This is a genomic window from Streptomyces sp. NPDC021020 (genome assembly GCF_044333285.1).
In the GTDB taxonomy this organism is placed as follows: Bacteria; Actinomycetota; Actinomycetes; order Streptomycetales; family Streptomycetaceae; genus Actinacidiphila.
On the sequence record NZ_JBIRQQ010000001.1, the window covers coordinates 638,429 to 658,036 of the forward strand.

At 74.0% G+C, this 19,608-nt stretch carries 18 protein-coding genes; 9 read left to right on the forward strand and 9 right to left on the reverse strand.

All coding sequences use genetic code 11. The annotated features are described in order from the left end of the window. Positions 1–66: 66 nt before the first annotated feature. Positions 67–1,191, reverse strand: coding sequence for an ABC transporter ATP-binding protein (locus ACH4SL_RS02835; RefSeq protein WP_398441545.1), 1,125 nt, complete (start codon positions 1,189–1,191; stop codon positions 67–69). 106 nt (positions 1,192–1,297) lie between these two features. Here ACH4SL_RS02835 and ACH4SL_RS02840 point away from each other — a divergent pair, with 106 nt between their 5' ends. The 4 genes from ACH4SL_RS02840 to ACH4SL_RS02855 all read left to right on the forward strand — a co-directional run bounded on the left by ACH4SL_RS02840 (position 1,298) and on the right by ACH4SL_RS02855 (position 4,841). Then, entirely contained in the window at positions 1,298–2,044 is a 747-nt protein-coding gene (locus ACH4SL_RS02840) for an ABC transporter permease (RefSeq protein ID WP_398441885.1), read from the forward strand. Further along, positions 2,041–2,766, forward strand: coding sequence for an ABC transporter permease (locus ACH4SL_RS02845; protein WP_398441546.1), 726 nt, complete (start codon positions 2,041–2,043; stop codon positions 2,764–2,766). Before ACH4SL_RS02840 ends, ACH4SL_RS02845 begins: the two co-directional genes overlap by 4 nt. Next, positions 2,763–3,725, forward strand: coding sequence for an ABC transporter substrate-binding protein (locus ACH4SL_RS02850; protein WP_398441547.1), 963 nt, complete (start codon positions 2,763–2,765; stop codon positions 3,723–3,725). Before ACH4SL_RS02845 ends, ACH4SL_RS02850 begins: the two co-directional genes overlap by 4 nt. A gap of 174 nt (positions 3,726–3,899) precedes the next feature. Continuing rightward, positions 3,900–4,841: a hypothetical protein gene (locus tag ACH4SL_RS02855; protein WP_398441548.1), complete on the forward strand. Its 942-nt coding sequence runs from the start codon at positions 3,900–3,902 to the stop codon at positions 4,839–4,841. A gap of 20 nt (positions 4,842–4,861) precedes the next feature. Here ACH4SL_RS02855 and ACH4SL_RS02860 read toward each other — a convergent pair whose 3' ends face one another. Both ACH4SL_RS02860 and ACH4SL_RS02865 read right to left on the reverse strand, forming a co-directional pair. Next, positions 4,862–5,701: a sigma-70 family RNA polymerase sigma factor gene (locus tag ACH4SL_RS02860; RefSeq protein ID WP_398441549.1), complete on the reverse strand. Its 840-nt coding sequence runs from the start codon at positions 5,699–5,701 to the stop codon at positions 4,862–4,864. A 96-nt stretch (positions 5,702–5,797) separates the two neighbouring features. Then, positions 5,798–6,940, reverse strand: a complete 1,143-nt coding sequence (locus ACH4SL_RS02865; protein ID WP_398441550.1) for an NADH-quinone oxidoreductase subunit D — start codon at positions 6,938–6,940, stop codon at positions 5,798–5,800. 516 nt (positions 6,941–7,456) lie between these two features. Between ACH4SL_RS02865 and ACH4SL_RS02870 the strand changes: the two genes are divergently transcribed. Further along, complete coding sequence (locus ACH4SL_RS02870; RefSeq protein WP_398441551.1) at positions 7,457–8,434, forward strand: NAD-dependent epimerase/dehydratase family protein; 978 nt, start codon at positions 7,457–7,459, stop codon at positions 8,432–8,434. A gap of 492 nt (positions 8,435–8,926) precedes the next feature. Here the strand turns inward: ACH4SL_RS02870 and ACH4SL_RS02875 are convergent, their stop codons facing one another. Next, entirely contained in the window at positions 8,927–9,898 is a 972-nt protein-coding gene (locus ACH4SL_RS02875) for an SAM-dependent methyltransferase (protein ID WP_398441886.1), read from the reverse strand. 193 nt (positions 9,899–10,091) lie between these two features. Between ACH4SL_RS02875 and ACH4SL_RS02880 the strand changes: the two genes are divergently transcribed. After that, entirely contained in the window at positions 10,092–11,105 is a 1,014-nt protein-coding gene (locus ACH4SL_RS02880; protein ID WP_398441552.1) for a carbohydrate-binding protein, read from the forward strand. On the opposite strand, the gene ACH4SL_RS02885 is transcribed toward ACH4SL_RS02880, so the two are convergent. From ACH4SL_RS02885 to ACH4SL_RS02895, 3 genes are all read right to left on the reverse strand, one after another. Continuing rightward, on the reverse strand, positions 11,095–11,859 hold the full coding sequence (locus ACH4SL_RS02885; protein ID WP_398441554.1) for a PfkB family carbohydrate kinase: 765 nt from the start codon (positions 11,857–11,859) through the stop codon (positions 11,095–11,097). The two genes, ACH4SL_RS02880 and ACH4SL_RS02885, sit on opposite strands and share 11 nt — an antisense overlap. 240 nt (positions 11,860–12,099) lie before the next feature. Next, on the reverse strand, positions 12,100–13,293 hold the full coding sequence (gene nagA, locus ACH4SL_RS02890) for an N-acetylglucosamine-6-phosphate deacetylase (protein ID WP_398441555.1): 1,194 nt from the start codon (positions 13,291–13,293) through the stop codon (positions 12,100–12,102). Then, positions 13,293–14,225: an ROK family protein gene (locus tag ACH4SL_RS02895; RefSeq protein ID WP_398441557.1), complete on the reverse strand. Its 933-nt coding sequence runs from the start codon at positions 14,223–14,225 to the stop codon at positions 13,293–13,295. Before ACH4SL_RS02895 ends, nagA begins: the two co-directional genes overlap by 1 nt. A 272-nt stretch (positions 14,226–14,497) precedes the next feature. Here ACH4SL_RS02895 and ACH4SL_RS02900 point away from each other — a divergent pair, with 272 nt between their 5' ends. The 3 genes from ACH4SL_RS02900 to otsB are packed head-to-tail and all read left to right on the forward strand — an operon-like array spanning position 14,498 to position 16,935. Continuing rightward, on the forward strand, positions 14,498–15,790 hold the full coding sequence (locus tag ACH4SL_RS02900; RefSeq protein ID WP_398441559.1) for an extracellular solute-binding protein: 1,293 nt from the start codon (positions 14,498–14,500) through the stop codon (positions 15,788–15,790). Positions 15,791–15,797: 7 nt separating this feature from the next. Then, positions 15,798–16,037, forward strand: coding sequence for a DUF3263 domain-containing protein (locus ACH4SL_RS02905; RefSeq protein ID WP_398441560.1), 240 nt, complete (start codon positions 15,798–15,800; stop codon positions 16,035–16,037). Positions 16,038–16,089: 52 nt separating this feature from the next. Further along, the gene (gene otsB / locus ACH4SL_RS02910) at positions 16,090–16,935 is read left to right on the forward strand and encodes a trehalose-phosphatase (RefSeq protein WP_398441561.1); all 846 of its coding nucleotides are present in this window, start codon (positions 16,090–16,092) and stop codon (positions 16,933–16,935) included. Positions 16,936–16,960: 25 nt separating this feature from the next. On the opposite strand, the gene ACH4SL_RS02915 is transcribed toward otsB, so the two are convergent. Continuing rightward, complete coding sequence (locus ACH4SL_RS02915) at positions 16,961–18,370, reverse strand: trehalose-6-phosphate synthase (protein ID WP_398441562.1); 1,410 nt, start codon at positions 18,368–18,370, stop codon at positions 16,961–16,963. Positions 18,371–18,585: 215 nt separating this feature from the next. Next, positions 18,586–19,551 carry a glucosyl-3-phosphoglycerate synthase gene (locus ACH4SL_RS02920; RefSeq protein WP_398441563.1) on the reverse strand — a complete coding sequence of 322 codons (966 nt, stop codon included), beginning with the start codon at positions 19,549–19,551 and terminating at the stop codon, positions 18,586–18,588. Positions 19,552–19,608 lie beyond the last annotated feature (57 nt).

The window sequence follows — 19,608 nt, forward strand, 5'->3', positions numbered from 1 at the left end:
ACGTCGGGGCGGGCGGACCGTCAGTGGAGGTGCGTGTCCGGGGCTGATCGTCAGCGCCGCTGACGGTCAGCTCACCGACTCCACCGGCACACCCGCGCGGACGGAGCGGCGCAGGGCCTCGTGGAGGGCGGCGGGGGTGAGGACGCCCGCGAAGCGGTCGCCGTCCACGACGGCGACCCAGCCGGCGTCGTGCTGGAGCATCGTGCTCAGCGCCTGTTTGAGGGGTGCGCCGAGCGGGACGCGGGCGGGCATGCGGCGGGTGTGGTCGGCGACCGTGCCGCCGCGCGCGAGGTCGGCGGCGGGGACCCAGCCGTGCGGGGCGCCGTCCGCGTCGAGCACGACCGCCCACCGGGCGCCCTGGGCGCCCAGGGCGGCGGCCGCGGGGGCGGCGGGCTCGCCGAGGCGGAGCAGCGGGGCCCGGTCGAGGTCGGCGGGGGTGATCGCGGTGACCGAGAGCCGCTTGAGGCCCCGGTCGGCGCCGACGAACTCGGCCACGTAGGGGCTCGCCGGGTCGCCCAGCACGGCCGCGGGGGAGTCGTACTGCTCGATGCGGCCGGCCCCGTAGACGGCCATGCGGTCGCCGAGGCGCACGGCCTCCTCGATGTCGTGCGTGACGAAGAGCACCGTCTTGCGCACCTGAGCCTGGAGGGCGAGGAATTCGCTCTGGAGCCGTTCGCGCACGACGGGGTCGACCGCCGCGAAGGGCTCGTCCATGAGCAGCACCGGCGGATCCGCGGCGAGGGCGCGGGCCACGCCGACGCGCTGGCGCTGGCCGCCGGAGAGCTGGTCGGGGTAGCGGGAGCCGAAGACGGCCGGGTCGAGACCGACCAGCTCCAGCAGCTCGGCGGCCCGCGCGCGGGCCGCCGCCCGCTTCCAGCCGAGCAGCGCGGGCACGGTCGCGGTGTTGTCGAGCACCGTGCGGTGCGGGAAGAGGCCGCCGTGCTGGATGACGTAGCCGATGCCGCGGCGCAGCGCGACCGCCGCGACGGTGGTGATGTCGCGGCCGTCGAGCAGGATGCGCCCGCCGGTGGGTTCGACGAGCCGGTTGACCATCTTCATGGTCGTGGTCTTGCCGCAGCCGGACGGCCCGACGAGCGTGACCAGCTCGCCGTCGCCGACCTCGAAGTCCAGCCCGTCGACGGCGAGCGTGCCGTCGGGGTAGCGCTTGCTGACGTTCTCGAACCTGATCACCGCGCCCGCTCCCGTCCGTCCCGGTTTCGGCTGTTTACACGTTATCCACAGCTTCCTGAGGGAATATCAGGGATTGTCATGGCTTGCGGCTAGGCTCGCAGCCATGATGACCACGGATGACTGCCTGGTCGCCAACGACTGGGTGTGCGGGGAATACCTGCGCGAATACCGCTCCGACCTGACCGACGCGACGTTCCAGCACCTCTGGATCACCGCCGTGTCGGTGGCGCTCGGCCTCGCCGTCGCCTTCCCGCTCGCGCTCGCCGCGCACCGCTGGCGGCGCGTGGCGGCGGCGCCGGTGCTGGTGGTGACGACGGTGCTCTACACCGTGCCGTCGCTGGCGATGTTCTCGCTGCTGCTGCCCGTCTTCGGCATCTCCTCCTGGCTGGTCGTCACGGGCCTGGTGCTCTACTCGCTGACGATCCTGGTGCGCAACCTCCTGGCGGGTCTGGACGCGGTGCCCGCCGAGGTCACGGAGGCCGCGCGGGCGATGGGGTACGGGCGGCTGCGGATACTGGCCGCGGTCGAGCTGCCGCTCGCGCTGCCCGCGCTGATGGCGGGCCTGCGGATCGCGACCGTCTCCACGGTCGCGCTGACGACGGTGGGCGCGATCGTCGACTACGGCGGGCTCGGCAATCTGCTGATGTCCGGCATCGGCAGCAACTTCCGGGCCCAGGTGCTCGCCGCGTCGGTGCTGTGCGTCGTCCTCGCGGTCCTGGCCGACGTGGCGCTGCTGGGCGTCCAGTGGCTGCTGACGCCCTGGCGGCACGGGCGCGGCGGCCGCGGTCCCGGCGGGCGGCTGCGGCGCGGGCGCGGGAGAGCCGCGGGCGTGCGGACGGCGGCGGCGTCATGAGCGCGGTCGGCGGCGCGTGGCAGTGGCTGACCACCGGGTCGCACTGGACGGGCGGTGACGGCGTGGTCCACCGCCTCGCCGAGCACCTCTACTTCAGCGGGGTCTCGCTGGCCATCGCCCTGGCCGTCGCGCTGCCGCCCGCGGTGCTGCTGGGCCACCACGGGCGCGGCGGCGCGCTCGCGGTCAACATCTCCAACGTGGGGCGGGCGGTGCCGACCTTCGCCGTCCTGACGCTGCTCCTGCTGCTCATCGGCTCCGGCAGCGACTGGCCGGTGATCGTCGCCCTGGTGCTCTTCGCGGTGCCGCCGCTGGTCACCAACGCGTATGTCGGGGTGCGCGAGGCCGACCGCGATGTGGTCGAGGCCGCCCGCGGCATGGGGATGACCGGGCGGCAGCTGCTCCTCGGCGTCGAGCTGCCGCTCGCCTTCCCGCTGATCTGGACCGGTGTCAGAAGCGCCGCCGTCCAGGTGATCGCCACCGCCACGCTGGCCGCGATGGCCGGATTCGGCGGCCTGGGGCGGATCATCACCGCGGGCTTCAACCGGCAGATCAACGCCCAGGTGGTCGCCGGCGCGGTGCTCGTGGCCCTGCTCGCGCTGCTGGTCGAGGGGCTCTTCCTGGCGGCGCAGCACGCCCTCGATCCCGTACGCCGCCGGTCCGTGTCCGCCGCCCCCGCCCGTACGACCCCCGCCCCCGCACCCACTGGAGCCGTCCGCCCATGAAAGCCGCCCCCCTGCGCGCCGCCGGTACGGCCGCGGCCGCCGCCCTGCTGCTGGCCGGCTGCTCGGCCGGGAAGGACGCCGCCCCGGCGCCCGGCACCGCCGCCGCGACCCCGGCCGCCGCCGACGCGTCCGGCACCGACCTGGTGATCGGCTCGGCCGGCTTCACCGAGAGCGCGATCCTCGCCGAGATGTACGCCAAGGTGCTGTCCAATGCCGGATTCCACACCTCCGTGAAGACGCTGGCCAACCGCGAGCTGTACGAACCGGCCCTGGAGAAGGGCCAGATCGACGTCGTCCCGGAATATGCCGCGACACTCGCGGAGTTCCTCAACACCAAGGCCAATGGGCAGAAGGCCGCGCCGGTCGCCTCCGGTGACGTCACCGCCACCGTGGCCGCTCTCGGCAAGCTCGCCGGACCGCGCGGCCTGAAGGTGCTGCCGGCCGGGAAGGCGGTCGACCAGAATGCCTTTGCCGTCAGCCGGGACTTCGCCGGGCAGCACCACCTCAAGACCCTTTCCGATCTTGGTGCGGCCAAGCTCAAGATCAGATTGGCGGCGGGCGACGAATGCGCCGACCGCCCCTACTGCGAACCCGGGCTGAAGAAGGTCTACGGCATCAACGTCACCGGCGTGGATCCCAAGGGTGTGGGCACCACCCAGTCGAAACAGGCGGTCAAGGACGGCTCCGACCAGCTGGTCCTCACCACGACCACGGACGCCACACTCGAACAGTTCGACCTCGTCCTGCTCGCCGACGACAAGCACCTGCAGAACGCGGACAACGTGCTGCCCGTGGTCAATGCCAAGAAGGCCGGGGATCCGCGGATCGCCGCCGCGCTCGGCAGGCTCACCGCGGTGCTCACCACCGCCGACCTGACGGACCTGAACAAGAAGGTGGACGCGCAGCGGCACAAGCCCGGGGAAGTGGCCGATCAGTACCTCAAGGCCAAGGGGTTGTGAGCCGTTGTGCCGTGCGAACAGGCATTCGCCATGACACCGGTCATGCCGCAAAAGGGATGAAACGGACCACGGTGAATGCCTGTCGTATTCGCACGGCAATTCCATCCCGCAATCGCGCAGAAAAAGTGTGACCCGCTGCCCCACGGAGCGCCCGCGCACGCTAAATTTCTGGCCATGCCCCGTGGACGTCACCGCCATTCCCAGCCCCTGCACCGTATGCTGCCGCCGCTCACCGTCGGTGGTACGGCGGCCGTCCTCACCGCCGCGTCGTTCGTCCTCGCGGACACCGGCGTGGTACGGGTCATCACCGCCGCGACCGCGCTCACCGCCATGGCGGGGGCCGCGCTCGCCCGCACCTGGGACCGCGCCGCGGGGCGCAAGGTCGCCGACCTTGAGGCGAACCGGGTCCGCGAGGAGTGGCGCACCGAGGAGCGGGTCGCCGAGCTGGAGTCGGACCTGGAGGAGTCGCGGGAGATCCGCGCCCGCCTGGAGAAGAAGCTCCGCGGCAAGCGCACCGAACTGGCCAGGCTCCGCACCGAGCACGCCGACCTGCTGCGGCGGTACGCCACCGCCGAGGCCGAGCGGGCGCGGGCGCTGGAGAAGATCCGCGAGCTGCGGGTCGGCGACGTTCCGCAGCAGCAGCTCGCCCTGCCGGGCGGCTCGCCGGTCGGTCCCGCGGCCTTCCTCAAGGCCGAGCAGGCCCTGCGGGAGCTGTCCCGCAACGCCGCCCGCCAGCAGGCGCAGGCCACCGTCGTCGCGGCCCGCCGCCGCGAGGCCGCCGCCCCCGAGGAGCCCGAGGGCCGCCACACCGCCGAGGCCCACGCCCGCGCGGGCCTCGCCCCCCGCGAGACCCGCCTCGTTCCCGCGGCGGCCGCGGTGCTCCCCTACGCGCAGTCCGGCACGCACCCCGCCGGGCGGGCCGTCGGGGGCTTCGACTTCTTCGGCACCCAGAAGGAGCTGCCGGCCGCGCCGGTGGGCCCCGCGCTCCCGCCCGCCGCGGAGCCGCTCGCCGCCGAGCATGTGCAGGCCGCGGAGGAGCCCGAGGTCATCGACCTCACCGCGCACGACGACACCGAGCAGCTGGACATGACGGGCCTGCGCGCCTCCCAGGCGTAGCCCCCGCCGGGGACCGCCCCCTACGTGAGGGGGCGCACCTCCATCGTCGGGGACAGGTGCACGTGGATCTCCCGGATGCGCGTGCCCGCCACCCGGAAGGTGAGGACGCGGTAGTCGGGGGTCCCCGGGGCGTAGACGATGGCGACACTGCCGTCGACCAGGGCGAGGCCGGCCTCGCCGGTCAGCGTCGCGGAGATCAGGGCACCCGAGGCGACCTCGGCGGCTCCGCGGCGGACGGGGGATCCGTCGATGTCCGAGCGGGAGACGACATCCGGGTCCAGGACGGCGACCAGGGCCGCGAAGTCGCCCAGCCTGGCGGCCGCGAGGAAGGCGCCCACGACCTGCCGCTGCAGCGCGAGATCGGGCTCGGGCGGGGACAGCGGGGCGCCCTGGACGCGCCGCCGGGCGCGCGAGGCCAACTGGCGGGCGGCCGCCGGCGTACGGTCCACGATCGGGGCGATCCGGTCGAACGGCACCGCGAACATGTCGTGCAGCACGAAGGCCAGCCGCTCCGCCGGTTCCAGCGTCTCCAGCACGACCAGCAGCGCGAGCCCGACCGAGTCGGCGAGCAGCGCGTCCTGCTCCGGGTCGGCGGCGCCCGGCGCCTGCTCGGCCTCGCTCAGCGGCTCCTCCCCGCGCCGCCGCCGCGACCGCAGCATGTCCAGGCACACCCGCCCCACGACCGTCGTGAGCCACCCGCCGAGATTGCCCACCTCCGCGTCCCCGGACCGGCTCAGTCGCAGCCACGCCTCCTGCACCGCGTCCTCCGCCTCCGCGGTGGAGCCCAGCATGCGGTAGGCCACCGCGCGCAGATGGCGCCGGTGCGCCTCGAAGCGTTCGGCCAGCAGTTCGTCGCCCATCACGTTCCTCCGTCGCGTTCCCTGCCGCTATGACTCCCGGCGGGCGGCGGATGTGACGGGGCGGACGTGAGGGGGCGGACGTGACGGGCCGGCGGGCTACTTGTCGATGTCGCCGACGACGAAGAACATCGAGCCCAGGATCGCGACCATGTCGGCCACCAGCGTGCCCGGCAGCAGCACCGTCAGCGCCTGGATGTTGTTGAACGACGCCGAGCGCAGCTTCAGCCGGTGCGGCGTCTTCTCGCCCTTCGACACCAGGTAGTAGCCGTTGAGCCCGAGCGGATTCTCCGTCCAGGCGTACGTGTGGCCCTCCGGGGCCTTCAGCACCTTCGGCAGCCGCTGGTTCACCGGCCCCGGCGGCAGCTCCGCCAGCCGGTCCAGGCACGCGTCCGCCAGGTCCAGCGCCACATGCGTCTGCTCCAGCAGCACCTCGAAGCGCGCCAGGCAGTCGCCCTCCTCGCGCGTCACGACCCGCAGCGTGTCCGCCAGCTCCCCGTACGCCAGGTACGGCTCGTCGCGCCGCAGGTCGAAGTCCACGCCGCTCGCCCGCGCGATCGGCCCGCTCACCCCGAAGCCGTGCACGTCCTGCCGGGACAGCACACCGACCCCGCGGGTCCGCCCGCGGAAGATCTCGTTGCCGAGCACCAGGTCGTCGATCCGCCCCATCCGCGACCGCACCCCCGCGACGGCCGCCCGCGCCCGCCCCGTCCAGCCGTTCGGCAGATCCTCCTTCAACCCGCCGACCCGGTTGAACATGTAGTGCATCCGCCCGCCGGAGACCTCCTCCATGACGTGCTGCAACTCCTCGCGCTCCGTGAACGCGTAGAAGATCGGCGTGATCCCGCCCAGCTCCAGCGGGTACGACCCGAGGAACATCAGGTGGTTCAGCACGCGGTTCAGCTCCGCGAGCAGGGTGCGCGTCCAGACCGCGCGCTCCGGCACCTCCATGCCGAGCATCCGCTCCACCGCGAGCACGACGCCCAGCTCGTTCGAGAACGCGGACAGCCAGTCGTGGCGGTTGGCCAGCATGATGATCTGCCGGTAGTCCCGCGCCTCGAACAGCTTCTCCGCGCCGCGGTGCATGTAGCCGATGATCGGCTCGGCGGAACGGATCCGCTCGCCGTCAAGGGCGAGCCGCAGACGGAGCACTCCGTGGGTGGAGGGGTGCTGGGGGCCGATGTTCAGCACCATGTCCGTGCTTTCGGCTGCGCCGCCGATGCCGATGGTGGTCTCCGTCATGAGCTCATCCTCTCAGGCGCGGAGTCCTTGAGCGGCGGGTCCCCTCGGCCCCGCGGTTCCCCCTGCCCTGCCGGGCGCGCTCGTTCCGGGACCTTGCGGTGGGTGGGTGGCTTGTCGCGCAGTTCCTCGCGCCCCCGGTGTACCCGGCGGGGCATCGCGCTGTGCGCGGCGGGGTGGGGTCGGGTGCCGGCACGGGGCACCTCCTCGGAATGCGCGTCCGACCTCATGCCGTAGGTGGCGGGTCCTGCGTGCGCATTCCTGCGGGGGCACCCCGCACCGTCCCCCTCCCGGCGTCTCGTCGGCGACTGCCTGCCGGTGGGGGTGGATGTGTGAGGGACTACGGCTCGCCCCCGACGGCGAATGCGCCCCACAGGCAGACCGCAACTTTCGCTCCTACCCGCACGGGTGGTGGGGGTGGGAAACACCCCGCGCCGCCAGGCGCGGGCACCCACCGCGGCGGGGAAGCCCTGAGCGAAATCAGAGGGTGGGCGGCCCGGCCAGGGGCAGGGTCGGGGCATGGCAACGATGTTGATGTTGGGCGGGACGGGATTCGTCGGGCGGGCGATCGTCGAGGAGGCGGTCGCGCGCAGGTGGGAGGTGACGCTGTTCAACCGGGGGAAGCGGGCCGTGCCGGAGGGGGTCGCGCGGGTGGTGACCGGGGAGCGCGAGGGGGACCTCGCCGCGCTCGGGGACGGGGAGTGGGACGCCGTCGTGGACACGTGGTCCGGGCCACCCGCCGTGGTGGGCCGCTCCGCGGCGGCGCTCAAGGGACGGGCGGGACGGTACGCGTACGTGTCGAGCCGCTCCGTCTACGCCTACCCCCCGCCGCTCGGCGGGACGGAGGACGCGCCGCTCGTCGATGCCGGGGACGGCGACTACGCGCAGGTCAAGCGAGGGGCCGAGGTGGCGCTGGAGGAGACCTTCGGGGACGCGGCCCTGCTCCTGCGGGCGGGGCTGATCCTCGGGCCGTACGAGGACATCGGCCGCCTCCCGTGGTGGCTCAACCGCATCGCGCGGGGCGGCCGCGTCCTGGCTCCGGGGCCGCGCGACCTGCCGCTCCAGTACGTGGACGTACGCGACCTCGCCGCCTGGACGCTGGACGCCGTCCTCGCGGGGCTCGGCGGGCCGTACGACATCGTGAGCGAGCCCGGCCACGCCACGATGGGCTCCTTCCTGGACGCGTGCGCCGCGGCGACGGGCTCCGCAGCCGAATTCGTCTGGGCCGACCCCGACACGATCACGGACGCGGGCGTCCAGCCCTGGACGGACCTCCCCCTCTGGCTGCCGCCGGGCCCCGAGCACGACGGCATGCACGGCGCGAACCCCACGAAGGCCCTGCGGGCCGGGCTGAGGTGCCGGGACGTCACGGCGACCGTCGCCGACACCTGGTCCTGGCTCCAGTCCATCGGCGGCCGCCCCCCGCACCGCCCCGACCGCCCCCCGGTCGGCCTCGCCCCGGAAACCGAGGCCCAACTCCTGGCAGCCCTTCGCTGACCCCCGCGGTGGTTGCCCGCGCCTGGCGGCGCGGGTGTTTCCCACCCCCACCACCCGTGCGGGTAGTGGCGACAGTTGCGGTCTCCCTGCGGGGGTGCACCGCCGTCGGGGGCGAACCCGCGGGATGGGCGGAGGAGGCGTGCCAGGGGGTGCGTCGGCTTGTTGCCCCGCAGTGGGGCGCATTCGCCGTCGGGGGCGAGCCGCAGTCCCTCACACTTTCACCCCCACCGGCAGGCAGTCGCCGACGAGACGCCGGGAGGGGGTCGGTGCGGGGTGCCCCCGCAGGAATGCGCACACAGGACCCGCCACCTACCCCCATGAGGTCAAACGCGCATTCCGAGGAGGTGCCCCGTGCCGGCACCCGACCCCACCCCCCGGGAAAGGGCGCGATGCCCCGCCGGGTACACCGGGGGCTGCGTGGGGGTACCCCCAGGCGAAGCTCTGGGGGAGAACGGAGCGAGCAACCCACCACCGGCGGCAAGGTCGCGGAGATCACCCCGAGCCGCAGGGCGCGGCGCCCAACCCCGCAGCCACCTCCGCGCACGCGGAAGTCACGGGCGTCACCGACCACGTGAAAGCCCCCAGCCCCTCGGCAGAGCCGAGCGCCGCCGCCTCGCCCGCCGCGGCGAGCGCGCGGACGTACGCCGCGGGGTCCGTCGAGGCGAGGGAGAGCGGGGGGCGGGCTCCCGAGACGCCGAGGGCCGCGAGGGCCACCCGCTGGGGGACGTGCAGCGCACCCGGCAGGGAGTCCGCGGCGACGTGGGCGGTGAGGTCGCACGTGGCGTCGGGGACGGGCGGGACCTGGCGCCCGGCGCGGTAGCCGGTGAGGGTGCCGTACGGGGGGCGGGCGTCGCGCATGTGGGCGTAGTCCACCGCGACGGCGAGCCCGGCGGAAAGGCTCCCGGCCGCCGCCGCCCACGCCTCGTCCCGCGGCACCCCGACCTCCCCCCGCGCGCCCGGCGCGGAAAGCGGCCACCAGCGGCGCAGCCACTCCGCGTCGGCGCCGCCCACCGCGCCGCCCAGCCGCTCGGCCCCGTCCGGGACGCGGACCTCCACGTAGCGGACGGCCCCGGTCTCGTCCACTTCCGCGACGTCGAGCGGCACGTTGTCGAGCCACTCGTTCGCGAAGAGCAGCCCGCTCCCGCCCCGCGGCGGCTCCGCGGTCCAGGTCACCTCGGGGGAGAGCCCGGCGGGGCGCGGGGCCAGCTCCACCGCGTACGCCCGCACGCGCCCGGCGACCTCGGGCGGCAAGGCCCCGAGGACGCCTTCGCACAGCTCGCCCCCGCCCGCCGCCATGTCCGTGAAGGTCAGCTCCGCGGGGTGGCCGAGAGCCGCGTCCACCCGGCACAGGAGTTCCGCGACGGCCCGCGCGTAGAGCGGCGAGACGTGCACGGACGTGCGGAAGTGCGCGGCGGGGCGTTCGCGGACGAAAAAGCCGTCGGGGCCGTACAGGGCGCGGGCCATCGCCTGCCGCCAGGGGAGCCACCGCGGGGTGGGGCTGGTCACAGCGGGAACCTTCCTGGCCTGGTGATGCGTCGTAGGGCTGGGCACGGGTCTGCCCCGGGCCGGTAGGGTTCCGGCATACCACAGCGCCGCGAGCGCCAGCGTGCAGGTGGCGGCGGATGTGCGGTAAGGCAGTACGAGGGAGTGGACAGGGATGACGGCCGGACAAGACGGCACGCCGGAGAACGACGACCCGTTCGGGTATCTCTACCGGGCCGAGGACGGTACCGAGCAGCCGGCGGCGCCCCGCAACTCCTACAACCAGGTGCAGCGGGTCGGCGAGCGGCGCCCGTCGCAGCCGCAGGGCGGCCAGCAGCAGGGCGGTTACGGCTACCCGCAGCCGCAGGGCGGTCAGCAGCAGGGCGGCTACGGCTACCCGCCCCAGCAGCAGCCGTACGGCCAGGGGCAGGGCCAGGGGCAGGGCTACGGCCCGGGTCCGGGTCCGCGCGGCCCGCAGCCGGGCGGCCAGCCGCAGTACAACCGGCAGCAGTCGCAGTACGCCCCGGGCGGCCCGGACGACGGGGGCCACCGCGGCGGCAGCGGCGGCGACGGCGAGGGCAACCGCCGGGGCCTGCTCATCGCGGCCGGCGCGGTCGTGGTCGTCGTCGCGATCGTCATCGCCGTCGCCATGACGAAGAGCTCGGGCGACAAGAAGCCCGAGGCCAAGGACACCACCCCGGCGGCCACCGCCAGCAGCGCGCCCACGACCGAGCCGACGCCGTCCGCGACCCCGACGCAGTTCGCGTCGGACAAGGTCGACGCGGCCACGCTGGTCCTGGGCAGCCCCGCCGCCGTGAGCACGCAGTGGAAGGGCGCGAACGGCGCGAACGGCGCGTATGTCGACCACATGAACGAGGCCGGCGCCAGCGTGACGTGGAAGGTGACCGTCCCGGCGGACGACACGTACACCTTCTTCATCAACTACGGCAACGCGGGCCCGGACGCGACGCTCTCGCTCACCGTCGACGGCAAGATGCGCGCCACGCCCGTCAAGCTCCGCAACTACGGCAACTACACCGCGTGGGACAAGGCGTGGGACAACACCACCTACGCCTATGTCGCCCTCAAGGAGGGCGAGAACACGCTCCAGCTCTCCTACCAGCCCACCGACACCGGCGGCGTCAACCTCGACCAGCTGTGGCTCAAGCAGGGCCAGGTCAAGAAGTAGCGAGGGGCACGACCTCGACGCGCGGCAGCAGCTCGCCGTACGCGGCCGGGTCGTAGCCCCCGGCGGCCGGGTCGGGGCCGGGCGCCTCCGCCAGCGCGACCGCGCGGGCCAGCCGCTCCGGCCAGGGCAGGCCCGCCGCCGCGCCCGACAGCAGCCCGGCGAGCGCGCGGTCCGCGGCGCCCGCGCGGGCCCCGGGCCCGTGCCCCGGGGGCGGTGCGGCCCGCCAGCCGCCCTCCTCGGCGAGCACCAGCATCCCGGCGCCGCCCGGGCCCAGCGACGCGGCGACCGCCCGCGCCCCGCGCTGCCACGCGTCCCGCGCCGCCCGTACGGGCTCGGCGAAGCCGGTCAGGCCCGCGAGTCCGGCCGCGTCCTGCACGACGAGGTCGGGCCGGGCGCCCAGGCCGCGGCGCAGCGCGGGCCCGTACGCGTCGAGGACGACATAGACGCCTGCCGCGCGGGCCTCGCGTATCAGCTCCGCGTACCCGCCGACCGGTACGCCCGGGGGCAGGCCCCCGCACAGCGCGACCGCCTCCGCCCCGCGGGCCAGCAGCCCGCGGTAGACGGCGAGCAGCCGCCCCCACCGAGTCACGGCCTCCGCGGGGCTCCCCACCACGGCATCCGTGACGGTCGGCTCCGCCGGGGCAGGGGCGAAGCCGGTGAGCGTGACGTCGTGCCCGAGCGCACTCAGCGCGCGGGCCACGCGTATGCCCTTGCCGGGCGGGGCGGGGGCGGCTTCCGTCGTGACGACGATCACCCGTCGATAATCCCGCACATGGCCTTCCCGGCCCACCCCGGGGTGAGCTCACGCTGCGCGGGGCGGCGAGCGTTTTTAGGGGCGCGGGGAACTGCGCGAGCAACCCACCACCGTGGTGCACGTCGTCACCGGCCCGAAGGGGCAGTTCGGTCCGTACCGGACCACCGGCCGGTGGGTGGTTGCTCGCGCAGTTCCCCGCGCCCCTGGCGAGCCCGGCGCGGCAAGCGCGGACTCATGAGTTCAGGGGCGGGTGATCCACTCGCCGCGTCGCATCACGCCCGCCACCGCGTAATCCGCGTCGAGGACGACAAGATCCGCGTCCTTGCCGGCCTCCAGCGTGCCGACGCGGTCGCCGAGGCCGATCAGGCGGGCCGGATTCGTCGAGATCGCGGCCACCGTGTCGGTGAGGGAGAGCCCGTCGAGCGTGACGGCCCGCTTGAACGCCGTGTCGAGCGTGAGCGTCGAACCGGCGATCGAGCCGCCCTCGGCGAGCCGCGCGACCCCCTCGCGGACCTCGACCTTGAGCGGGCCGAGGTCGTACGTCCCGTCGCCGAAGCCGGCGGCGTCCATCGCGTCGGTGATGAAGGCGACGCGGCCCGCCCCGGCGGAGCCGAAGGCGAGTTCGAGGACGGCGGGGTGCAGGTGGGTGCCGTCGTTGATGAGCTCGACGGTGACGCGCTCGTCCTCCAGCAGCGCCGCGATGGGGCCGGGGGCGCGGTGGGCCAGCGGGGGCATCGCGTTGAAGAGGTGGGTCGCGACGGTGGCGCCCGCGTCGATGGCCTCGACGGTCTGCTCGTACGTCGCGTCGGTGTGGCCGATCGCGGCGATGACGCCGAGTTCGGCGAGCAGGCGCACGGAGTCGATGCCGCCGGGTAGTTCGGATGCGAGCGTGAACATCTTCGCGGTGCCGCGCGCGGCGTCCACGAGCTTGCGGACCTCGGCGGGGTCGGGGTCGCGCAGCAGCGTCTCGTCGTGCGCGCCCTTGCGGCAGGGGTTGATGAAGGGGCCCTCGTAGTGGATGCCGGCGATGTCGCCCTGCTCGACGAGTTCGGAGAGCATCCCGGAGCGCCGGACGAGGAAGTCCATGGACTCGGTCACGGTGGACACGACGAGCGTGGTGGTGCCGTGCTCGCGGTGCGTGCGCACCCCGGTGAGGACCTCCTCGGCGGTGCCGGAGGTGAAGGACGCGCCGCCGCCGCCGTGGTTGTGGATGTCGACGAAGCCGGGGACGACGAGGTGGTCCGCGGGCAGGTCGAGGACGGCGCCGGCGTCGGGCGCGGGCCCGGAACCGTTCCCGGACACCGCGTCCGCCGGGCCGGCGGAGGCGATCCGCGTGCCCTCGATCGTGATCCGGCCGCCGTCCACCACACCCGAGGGCAGGACCACACGGGCACCCGCCAGCACCGAGCGCTGCGTTGTCGTTACGGGAGCCATCAGGCGGTTACCTCCACGGAGAGTAGATCCCAGGCGAGCAGGCCCGCGCCCAGGCATCCGGCGGTGTCCCCCAGGGCGGCGGGGACGATGAGGGGGAGTTTCTGGAAGGTGATGCGGGACTCGACGGCGCTGCGCAGCGGGCCGAAGAGGGTGTCCCCGGCCTCGGCGAGGCCGCCGCCGATGATGAGCATCCGCGGGTCGAGCAGGGTGAAGCCGGTGACGAGGCCGGCGGCGAGCGCGTCGACCGCGTTCCGCCACACCTCGATCGCGCGCGGGTCGCCGGCCTCGACGGCGCGGGCGCAGTCCGCGGCGTTCGCGTCGGGTCCGCCGCCGGCCGCGGCCCAGGCGCGGGAGACGGCGCCGGCCGAGGCGATGGCCTCCATGCAGCCGCGCTGTCCGCAGCCGCACTCGGGGCCGTCGGGGCGTACGACGACATGGCCGATCTCGCCGGCGTAGCCGTGGGCGCCCGCCTCGATCCGGCCGTCGATGCCGATGGCGCCCGCGATGCCGGTGCCCAGCGCGAGGAAGAGGAAGCGGTCGGTGCCCTGGCCGGCCCCGATGCGGCCCTCGGCGAGGCCGCCGCTGCGGACGTCGTGGCCGAGCGCGACGGGGACGCCGTCGAGGCGGGCGGAGAGCAGGTCGCGCAGCGGGACGTCGCGCCAGCCGAGGTTGGCGGCGTAGGCGGCGATGCCGCGCACGTCGTCGACGATGCCGGGGACGGCGACCCCGGCGGCGGCCGCGGGCTCGCCGTACGCGCGCAGTCCGTGGTCGCGCAGATCCGCGGCGAAGTCCAGGATCGCCGCGACGACCGCGTCCGGTCCGCGTTTCCGGTCCGTCGGCCTGCGGTCCTCGTGCAGCAGCGTTCCGTCCGCTGCGACCAGGGCGGCTTTCATCCCGGTGCCGCCGACATCCAGGGCAATGACATGTCTCACGGGGGACAGTCTCCCGGGTAACCCCCAAAAAGGTCTAGTCCACTCGTCGAGGAAGATCCGCCGGGCTGCCCGGCTGTGCCGCGGCGGAACCGCCGAGGTAAAGGCCCCCGGGTGCGTACGGGTAGGTGTACGCGCAGGTCAGCGGGGTGGGTTGATTGCTGGACGGCCCCGGTTGCGAAACAGTTTCGTAAGTGGTGTAGACCTTGGGTGAATCTATGGGGAAGACTCTGCGCTTCCGCAGACAAATCCCTCATCGAAGGCGGTACACCGGCATGCGCGTCCAGCGGCGAAGGGTGCGGCGGCTCCTCGGCATAGGGGCGCTCGGTCTGAGCACGGCCCTGACCGTGACCGCGGTGAGCGGGTGCAGCGGGCAGTCCCCGCTCAGCAAGGACACCACGCTGCACATGGTCGCCGCCGACTACGGGGATCCCAAGACGGGCAACAGCTCGACCGGTTACTGGAAGACGATCGTCGACGGCTTCGAGAAGAAGTACCCGCACATCAAGGTCGACGTCCAGGTCGTCGACTGGGACCACGTCGACGACAAGGTCGACACGATGGTCAAGTCCGGTGACGCCCCCGACATCGCGCAGATCGGCTCCTACGCCGGCTACGCCGCCAAGGACCAGCTGTACAGCGCCGACAACCTCTTCACCATCAGCCAGCAGGCCGACTTCATCCCCTCGCTGGCGAGCATCGGCTCCGTCAACCGTGTGCAGTACGGGCTGCCCTGGGTGTCCAGTTCGCGGCTGTTCTTCTACAACAAGACCCTCTTCAAGCAGGCCGGTATCAAGAAGGCGCCCACGACCTGGGACGACGTCGCCAAGGACGCCCGCAAGCTCAAGGCCGAGGGCGTCAAGGTGCCGTACGGGCTGCCGCTCGGCACCGAGGAGGCGCAGGCCGAGGCCCTCATGTGGATGCTCGGCGACGCCGGCGGCTACACCAGCAGCGCCGGCACCTACCAGCTCGACTACTCCGGCAACGTCACGGCCTTCCGCTGGCTGAAGGAGAACCTCGTCAGCAAGGGACTCACCGGCCCGGGCAACCCCGCCAAGACCAACCGCCGCGACGTCTTCGCCGGTTTCCTCGCCGGTGACGTCGGCATGCTCAACGGCCACCCCACGCTGCTCGCGCAGGCCAAGGCCGCGCACATCGACGTCGGCCTCGCCGCCCTGCCCGGCCTGGACGCCCCCGCGCGCGACACGCTCGGCGTCGCCGACTGGATGATGGCGTTCAAGAAGAAGGGCGACTCCCACCTCAAGGCCGACGCGGCCTTCCTCCAGTACGTCTACCAGCCCGCGAACTCGCGCAAGTTCCTCGACGAGTACGGCTTCCTGCCGGTGACCACCTCCGTCTCGCAGGCGATGGCGGACGACCCGAAGGAGGCGGACATGAAGCAGTTCATCGACGTGCTGCCGACGGCCGTCTTCTACCCCATGAACAAGACCTCCTGGGGCGCGGTCTCCGACGAGATCAAGAAGAGCGTCGGCCAGGCCGTGGTGGCCGATCCCTGGCAGGTACTGGGGGCGCTCCAGCGGTTCGCGTCCTCGCAGGGCGGGAAGTAGCCCCCTCATGGGTGAGCACGCGGACGAGCTGCCGGCGCGGGACCGGGCGGTGCTGGACCTCGCGTCCCGCTCCTGGCCCGGCCCCGGCGCCCGGGACCGCGCGGTCCGCGAACGCCTCGGGCTGTCGCCGACGCTGTACCTCCAGCGTCTCAACGCCCTCCTCGACGACCCCCGCGCCGCGGCGTACGCCCCGGCGACCGTCCGCCGCCTGCGCGACGCGAGAGCCGAGCGCCGCGCAAGGCGCTGAGGGTTTTCCGGGGGCCGGGCGGGGAGCAGCGCCCCGCGGGTAGGTTAGGCCCATGGCCGAGATTCCGACGCCCGGAACGGGTGAGGGCCAAGAAGCCCTCGCCGCCCTTCTCGCGCAACCGCACCGCGCGGTCGTCGCGCTGGACTTCGACGGCACCCTCGCCCCCATCGTCCCCGACCCCGAGCAGGCCAGAGCGCATCCGGGAGCGGTCCCGGCGCTGGCCCGGCTCGCCCCGCACGTCGCCGCCGTGGCGGTCGTGACGGGCCGCCCCGCGGGCGTCGCCGTACGGTACGGCGGCTTCGCGGGCGTCCCCGCACTGGAGCACCTGGTGGTGCTGGGCCACTACGGGGCCGAGCGCTGGGACGCGCACAGCTCCGCGGTGCACAGCGCGGGCGCCCACCCCGGGGTGACCGCGGTCCGCGCGGAGCTGCCCGGCTTCCTGGACCGCAACGGCGCCTGGCCGGGCACCTGGATCGAGGACAAGGGCGGCCGCGCGGTCGCCGTCCACACCCGCCGCGCGCAGGACCCGGACGCCGCGTTCGAGGCGCTGCGCGCCCCCCTGACCGAGCTGGCCGCCACCCACGACCTGGTCGTGGAGCCGGGCCGCTACGTCCTGGAGCTGCGCCCGCCGGGCATGGACAAGGGCGTCGCGCTCGCCGCGTACCTGCGCGAGGTGGACGCCGGCAGCGTCCTCTACGGCGGCGACGACCTCGGCGACCTCGCCGCCTACGCCGCCGTACGCGAACTGCGCAAGCAGGGCCTGCCCGGCCTGCTGGTCGCCGCCGCGGGCGGCACGGAGGCCCCGGAGGAGCTGACGGGCCAGGCCGACCTGGTCGTCCCCGGCCCCGAGGGCGTCGTCGCCCTCCTCGACTCCCTCGCCGACGCCCTCGGCGCGTAGCGCGCACCGGCCCGGCTCGCGGCGGCTACTCCAGCGCCGCGAGCTGGTCGAGGAACCACCGGGTCGGCGGCAGCGCGGTCGCCGCGGCCGCCAGCCGCTTCGTCCGGTCGGCGCGCTCGGCGTCCGGCAGCGTCAGGGCGGTGTTGAGCGCCTCCGCGGTCTGGCTCACGTCGTACGGGTTGACCACGATCGCGTCCTCGCCCAGCTCCGCGCAGGCGCCCGCCTCACGCGAGAGGACCAGCGCGACGCCGTTGTCGGAGACCACCGGCATCTCCTTGGCCACCAGGTTCATTCCGTCCCTGATGGGGTTGACCAGCGCCACGTCCGCCAGCCGGTACGCCGCGAGCGAGCGCGCGAAGTCGTCGTCCACCTTCAGCAGCACCGGCTGCCAGTTGGGCGTCCCGAACTCCTCGTTGATCTCCGCCGCCACCCGCGAGACCTCCGCGGTGTAGTCGCGGTAGACCGCGAGATCCTGCCGCGAGGGGTAGGCGAAGGCGACGTGCACCACCCGGCTGCGCCAGCCCGGCCGCTCCTGGAGCAGCCTGCGGTAGGCCAGCAGGCCGCGCACGATGTTCTTCGACAGCTCCGTGCGGTCCACCCGCACCACGAGCTTGCGCCCCGGGCCCGTCTCGGCCCGCAGCGCCGCCATCCGCTCCAGCACGTCGTCGCGCCCCGCGCGCTCGCGCAGGAAGTCCGCGTCGGCCCCCAGGCCGTGCACGCCCAGCCGGGTCGTCCGCCCGCGGTGCGTCACCGCGTGCCCGTCCGCCGACAGCTCCGCGCCCAGCACGTCCACGCAGCACGCCGCGAACGAATCCGCCCACCGCCGGGTCAGGAAGGCCGCGCGGTCCGCGCCGAGTATGCCCTCCAGCACCGCCGCCGCGATGTCGTCCGGCAGCAGCCGGAAGTAGTCCGGCGGCGCCCACGGGGTGTGCGAGAAGTGCCCGATCCGCAGGTCGGGGCGCCGCTCCCGGAGCATCGCCGGGACCAGCACCAGGTGGTAGTCCTGCACCAGCACCGCCGCCCCGGGCGCGGCCGACTCCGCGAGCGCGTCCGCGAAGGCCGCGTTGTACGCCTCGTAGGACGCCCACCGCCCGCGGAATTCCTCGTCGAAGACGGGCTCCAGCGGCGTCTGGTAGAGCATGTGGTGCACGAACCACAGCACGGAGTTCGCGATGTCGTTGTACGCGGCGTGGAAGACGTCCTGATCGATCGCGAGCATCCGCGAGCCCGGCTCGCCGACCCCGCGTCTGACCGCTTCGCGGTCGCCCTCACCCAGCGCCGCGCACACCCACAGCGAGTCGCCGTCCGACTCGATCGCGCTCAGCCCGGAGACGACGCCGCCGCCACCTCGCCGGCTCTGCAATTCGCCGCCGGCGAGGGTGTACGAGATCGGGCCGCGGTTCGACGCGACGAGCACACGTGCGAGTCCTTCCACGTCCCCGAGCCTTGCCAATCGCCTTGGGCGCCAAACATACGCACCGGGGTGCGCCCCGTCAGGGGCGCGGGGAACGGCGCGCTCAGCCCCCACCGGGGCGCGGGTTGTCACCGTCCGAAAGGGGCAGTTCGGTCCGTGCCGGACCACCGGCCGGTGGGTGGTTGCTCGCGCAGTTCCCCGCGCCCCTGGCGTGCCCCCCTTCGCAGAAGGGAGGTCTACGCGGCGCGGTGGCGCAGGTATTCCGGGACGGCGAGCATCGGAGGGCGTTCCTCCGTGTCGACCGGGTGGGTCGAGGGGACGAAGCCCGACGCCGCGCGGTCGTACTGCGTGAGGCGCGGCCGCACGAGATGGCCGCGGGCCAGCCGCATGTGCGCCGTGCGGTAGATCGCCGCGGCCATCCGGCCCAGCGCCGCCTCGTCCTGGTGGCGGTGGTGCCGGACGCCCACGTCCACCTGGCCGAGCGCGTCCAGCCCCACCAGGGCGAGCGCGTCCACGAGCATGCCCAGCTCGACCCCGTAGCCCACGGGGAAGGGGAGCCGTTCCAGCAGCGAGCGCCGCGCCGCGTACTCGCCGCCCAGCGGCTGGACGAAGCCCGCCAGGCGCGGCCAGTGCAGGTTGAGCAGCGGGCGGGCGACGAGTTCGGTGACGCGGCCGCCGCCCGCGGGGACGACCGTGCCGCCGGTCTCCAGCGGGCGGTCGTACATCGCCTTGACGAGCTGGACGCCGGGCTCGGTGAGGAGGGGGCCGACGATGCCGCTGACGAAGCGGGAGTCGAACTCCCGCAGATCCGCGTCGACGAAGCACACGATCTCGCCGCTGGTCACGAGCAGTGAGCGCCACAGCACCTCGCCCTTGCCGGGGAGGGCCGGCAGCCGCGGCAGGATGTCGTCGCGGGCGATGACCGTGGCTCCGGCCGCCGCCGCGACCTCGGCCGTACGGTCGCGGGAGCCGGAGTCGACGACGACCAGCTCGTCCACGAGCGCGGCGCCCGGCGCCATGAGGTCGCGGCGGACGGCCGCGACGATCGCGCCCACCGTGGCCTCCTCGTCCCGCGCGGGCAGCACGACGCTCACGGTCCCGGCCGGGCCCGCCGCCCGCTTGGCGGCGAGCAGCAGGTCGAGCGGCCGCTCGCCGGCGGACCAGGACCGTGTGGCGAGCCAGCGCTCGACCTCTTCCAGCACGTTCAGCGCTCCCGTGTGTCCCGTGTGTGACGCATCTCGCGGTACGGACGGCTATCT

What these genes read in the sequence shown, in the direction of transcription:
- otsB (WP_398441561.1), top strand. Translation starts at nt 16,090, where the DNA reads ATGGCCGAGATTCCGACGCCCGGAACGGGTGAGGGCCAAGAAGCCCTC.
- ACH4SL_RS02845 (WP_398441546.1), top strand. Translation starts at nt 2,041, where the DNA reads ATGAGCGCGGTCGGCGGCGCGTGGCAGTGGCTGACCACCGGGTCGCAC.
- ACH4SL_RS02875 (WP_398441886.1), bottom strand. Translation starts at nt 9,898, where the DNA reads ATGGCCCGCGCCCTGTACGGCCCCGACGGCTTTTTCGTCCGCGAACGC.
- ACH4SL_RS02900 (WP_398441559.1), top strand. Translation starts at nt 14,498, where the DNA reads ATGCGCGTCCAGCGGCGAAGGGTGCGGCGGCTCCTCGGCATAGGGGCG.
- ACH4SL_RS02870 (WP_398441551.1), top strand. Translation starts at nt 7,457, where the DNA reads ATGGCAACGATGTTGATGTTGGGCGGGACGGGATTCGTCGGGCGGGCG.
- nagA (WP_398441555.1), bottom strand. Translation starts at nt 13,293, where the DNA reads ATGGCTCCCGTAACGACAACGCAGCGCTCGGTGCTGGCGGGTGCCCGT.
- ACH4SL_RS02860 (WP_398441549.1), bottom strand. Translation starts at nt 5,701, where the DNA reads ATGGGCGACGAACTGCTGGCCGAACGCTTCGAGGCGCACCGGCGCCAT.
- ACH4SL_RS02880 (WP_398441552.1), top strand. Translation starts at nt 10,092, where the DNA reads ATGACGGCCGGACAAGACGGCACGCCGGAGAACGACGACCCGTTCGGG.
- ACH4SL_RS02855 (WP_398441548.1), top strand. Translation starts at nt 3,900, where the DNA reads ATGCCCCGTGGACGTCACCGCCATTCCCAGCCCCTGCACCGTATGCTG.
- ACH4SL_RS02905 (WP_398441560.1), top strand. Translation starts at nt 15,798, where the DNA reads ATGGGTGAGCACGCGGACGAGCTGCCGGCGCGGGACCGGGCGGTGCTG.
- ACH4SL_RS02865 (WP_398441550.1), bottom strand. Translation starts at nt 6,940, where the DNA reads ATGACGGAGACCACCATCGGCATCGGCGGCGCAGCCGAAAGCACGGAC.
- ACH4SL_RS02850 (WP_398441547.1), top strand. Translation starts at nt 2,763, where the DNA reads ATGAAAGCCGCCCCCCTGCGCGCCGCCGGTACGGCCGCGGCCGCCGCC.
- ACH4SL_RS02840 (WP_398441885.1), top strand. Translation starts at nt 1,298, where the DNA reads ATGACCACGGATGACTGCCTGGTCGCCAACGACTGGGTGTGCGGGGAA.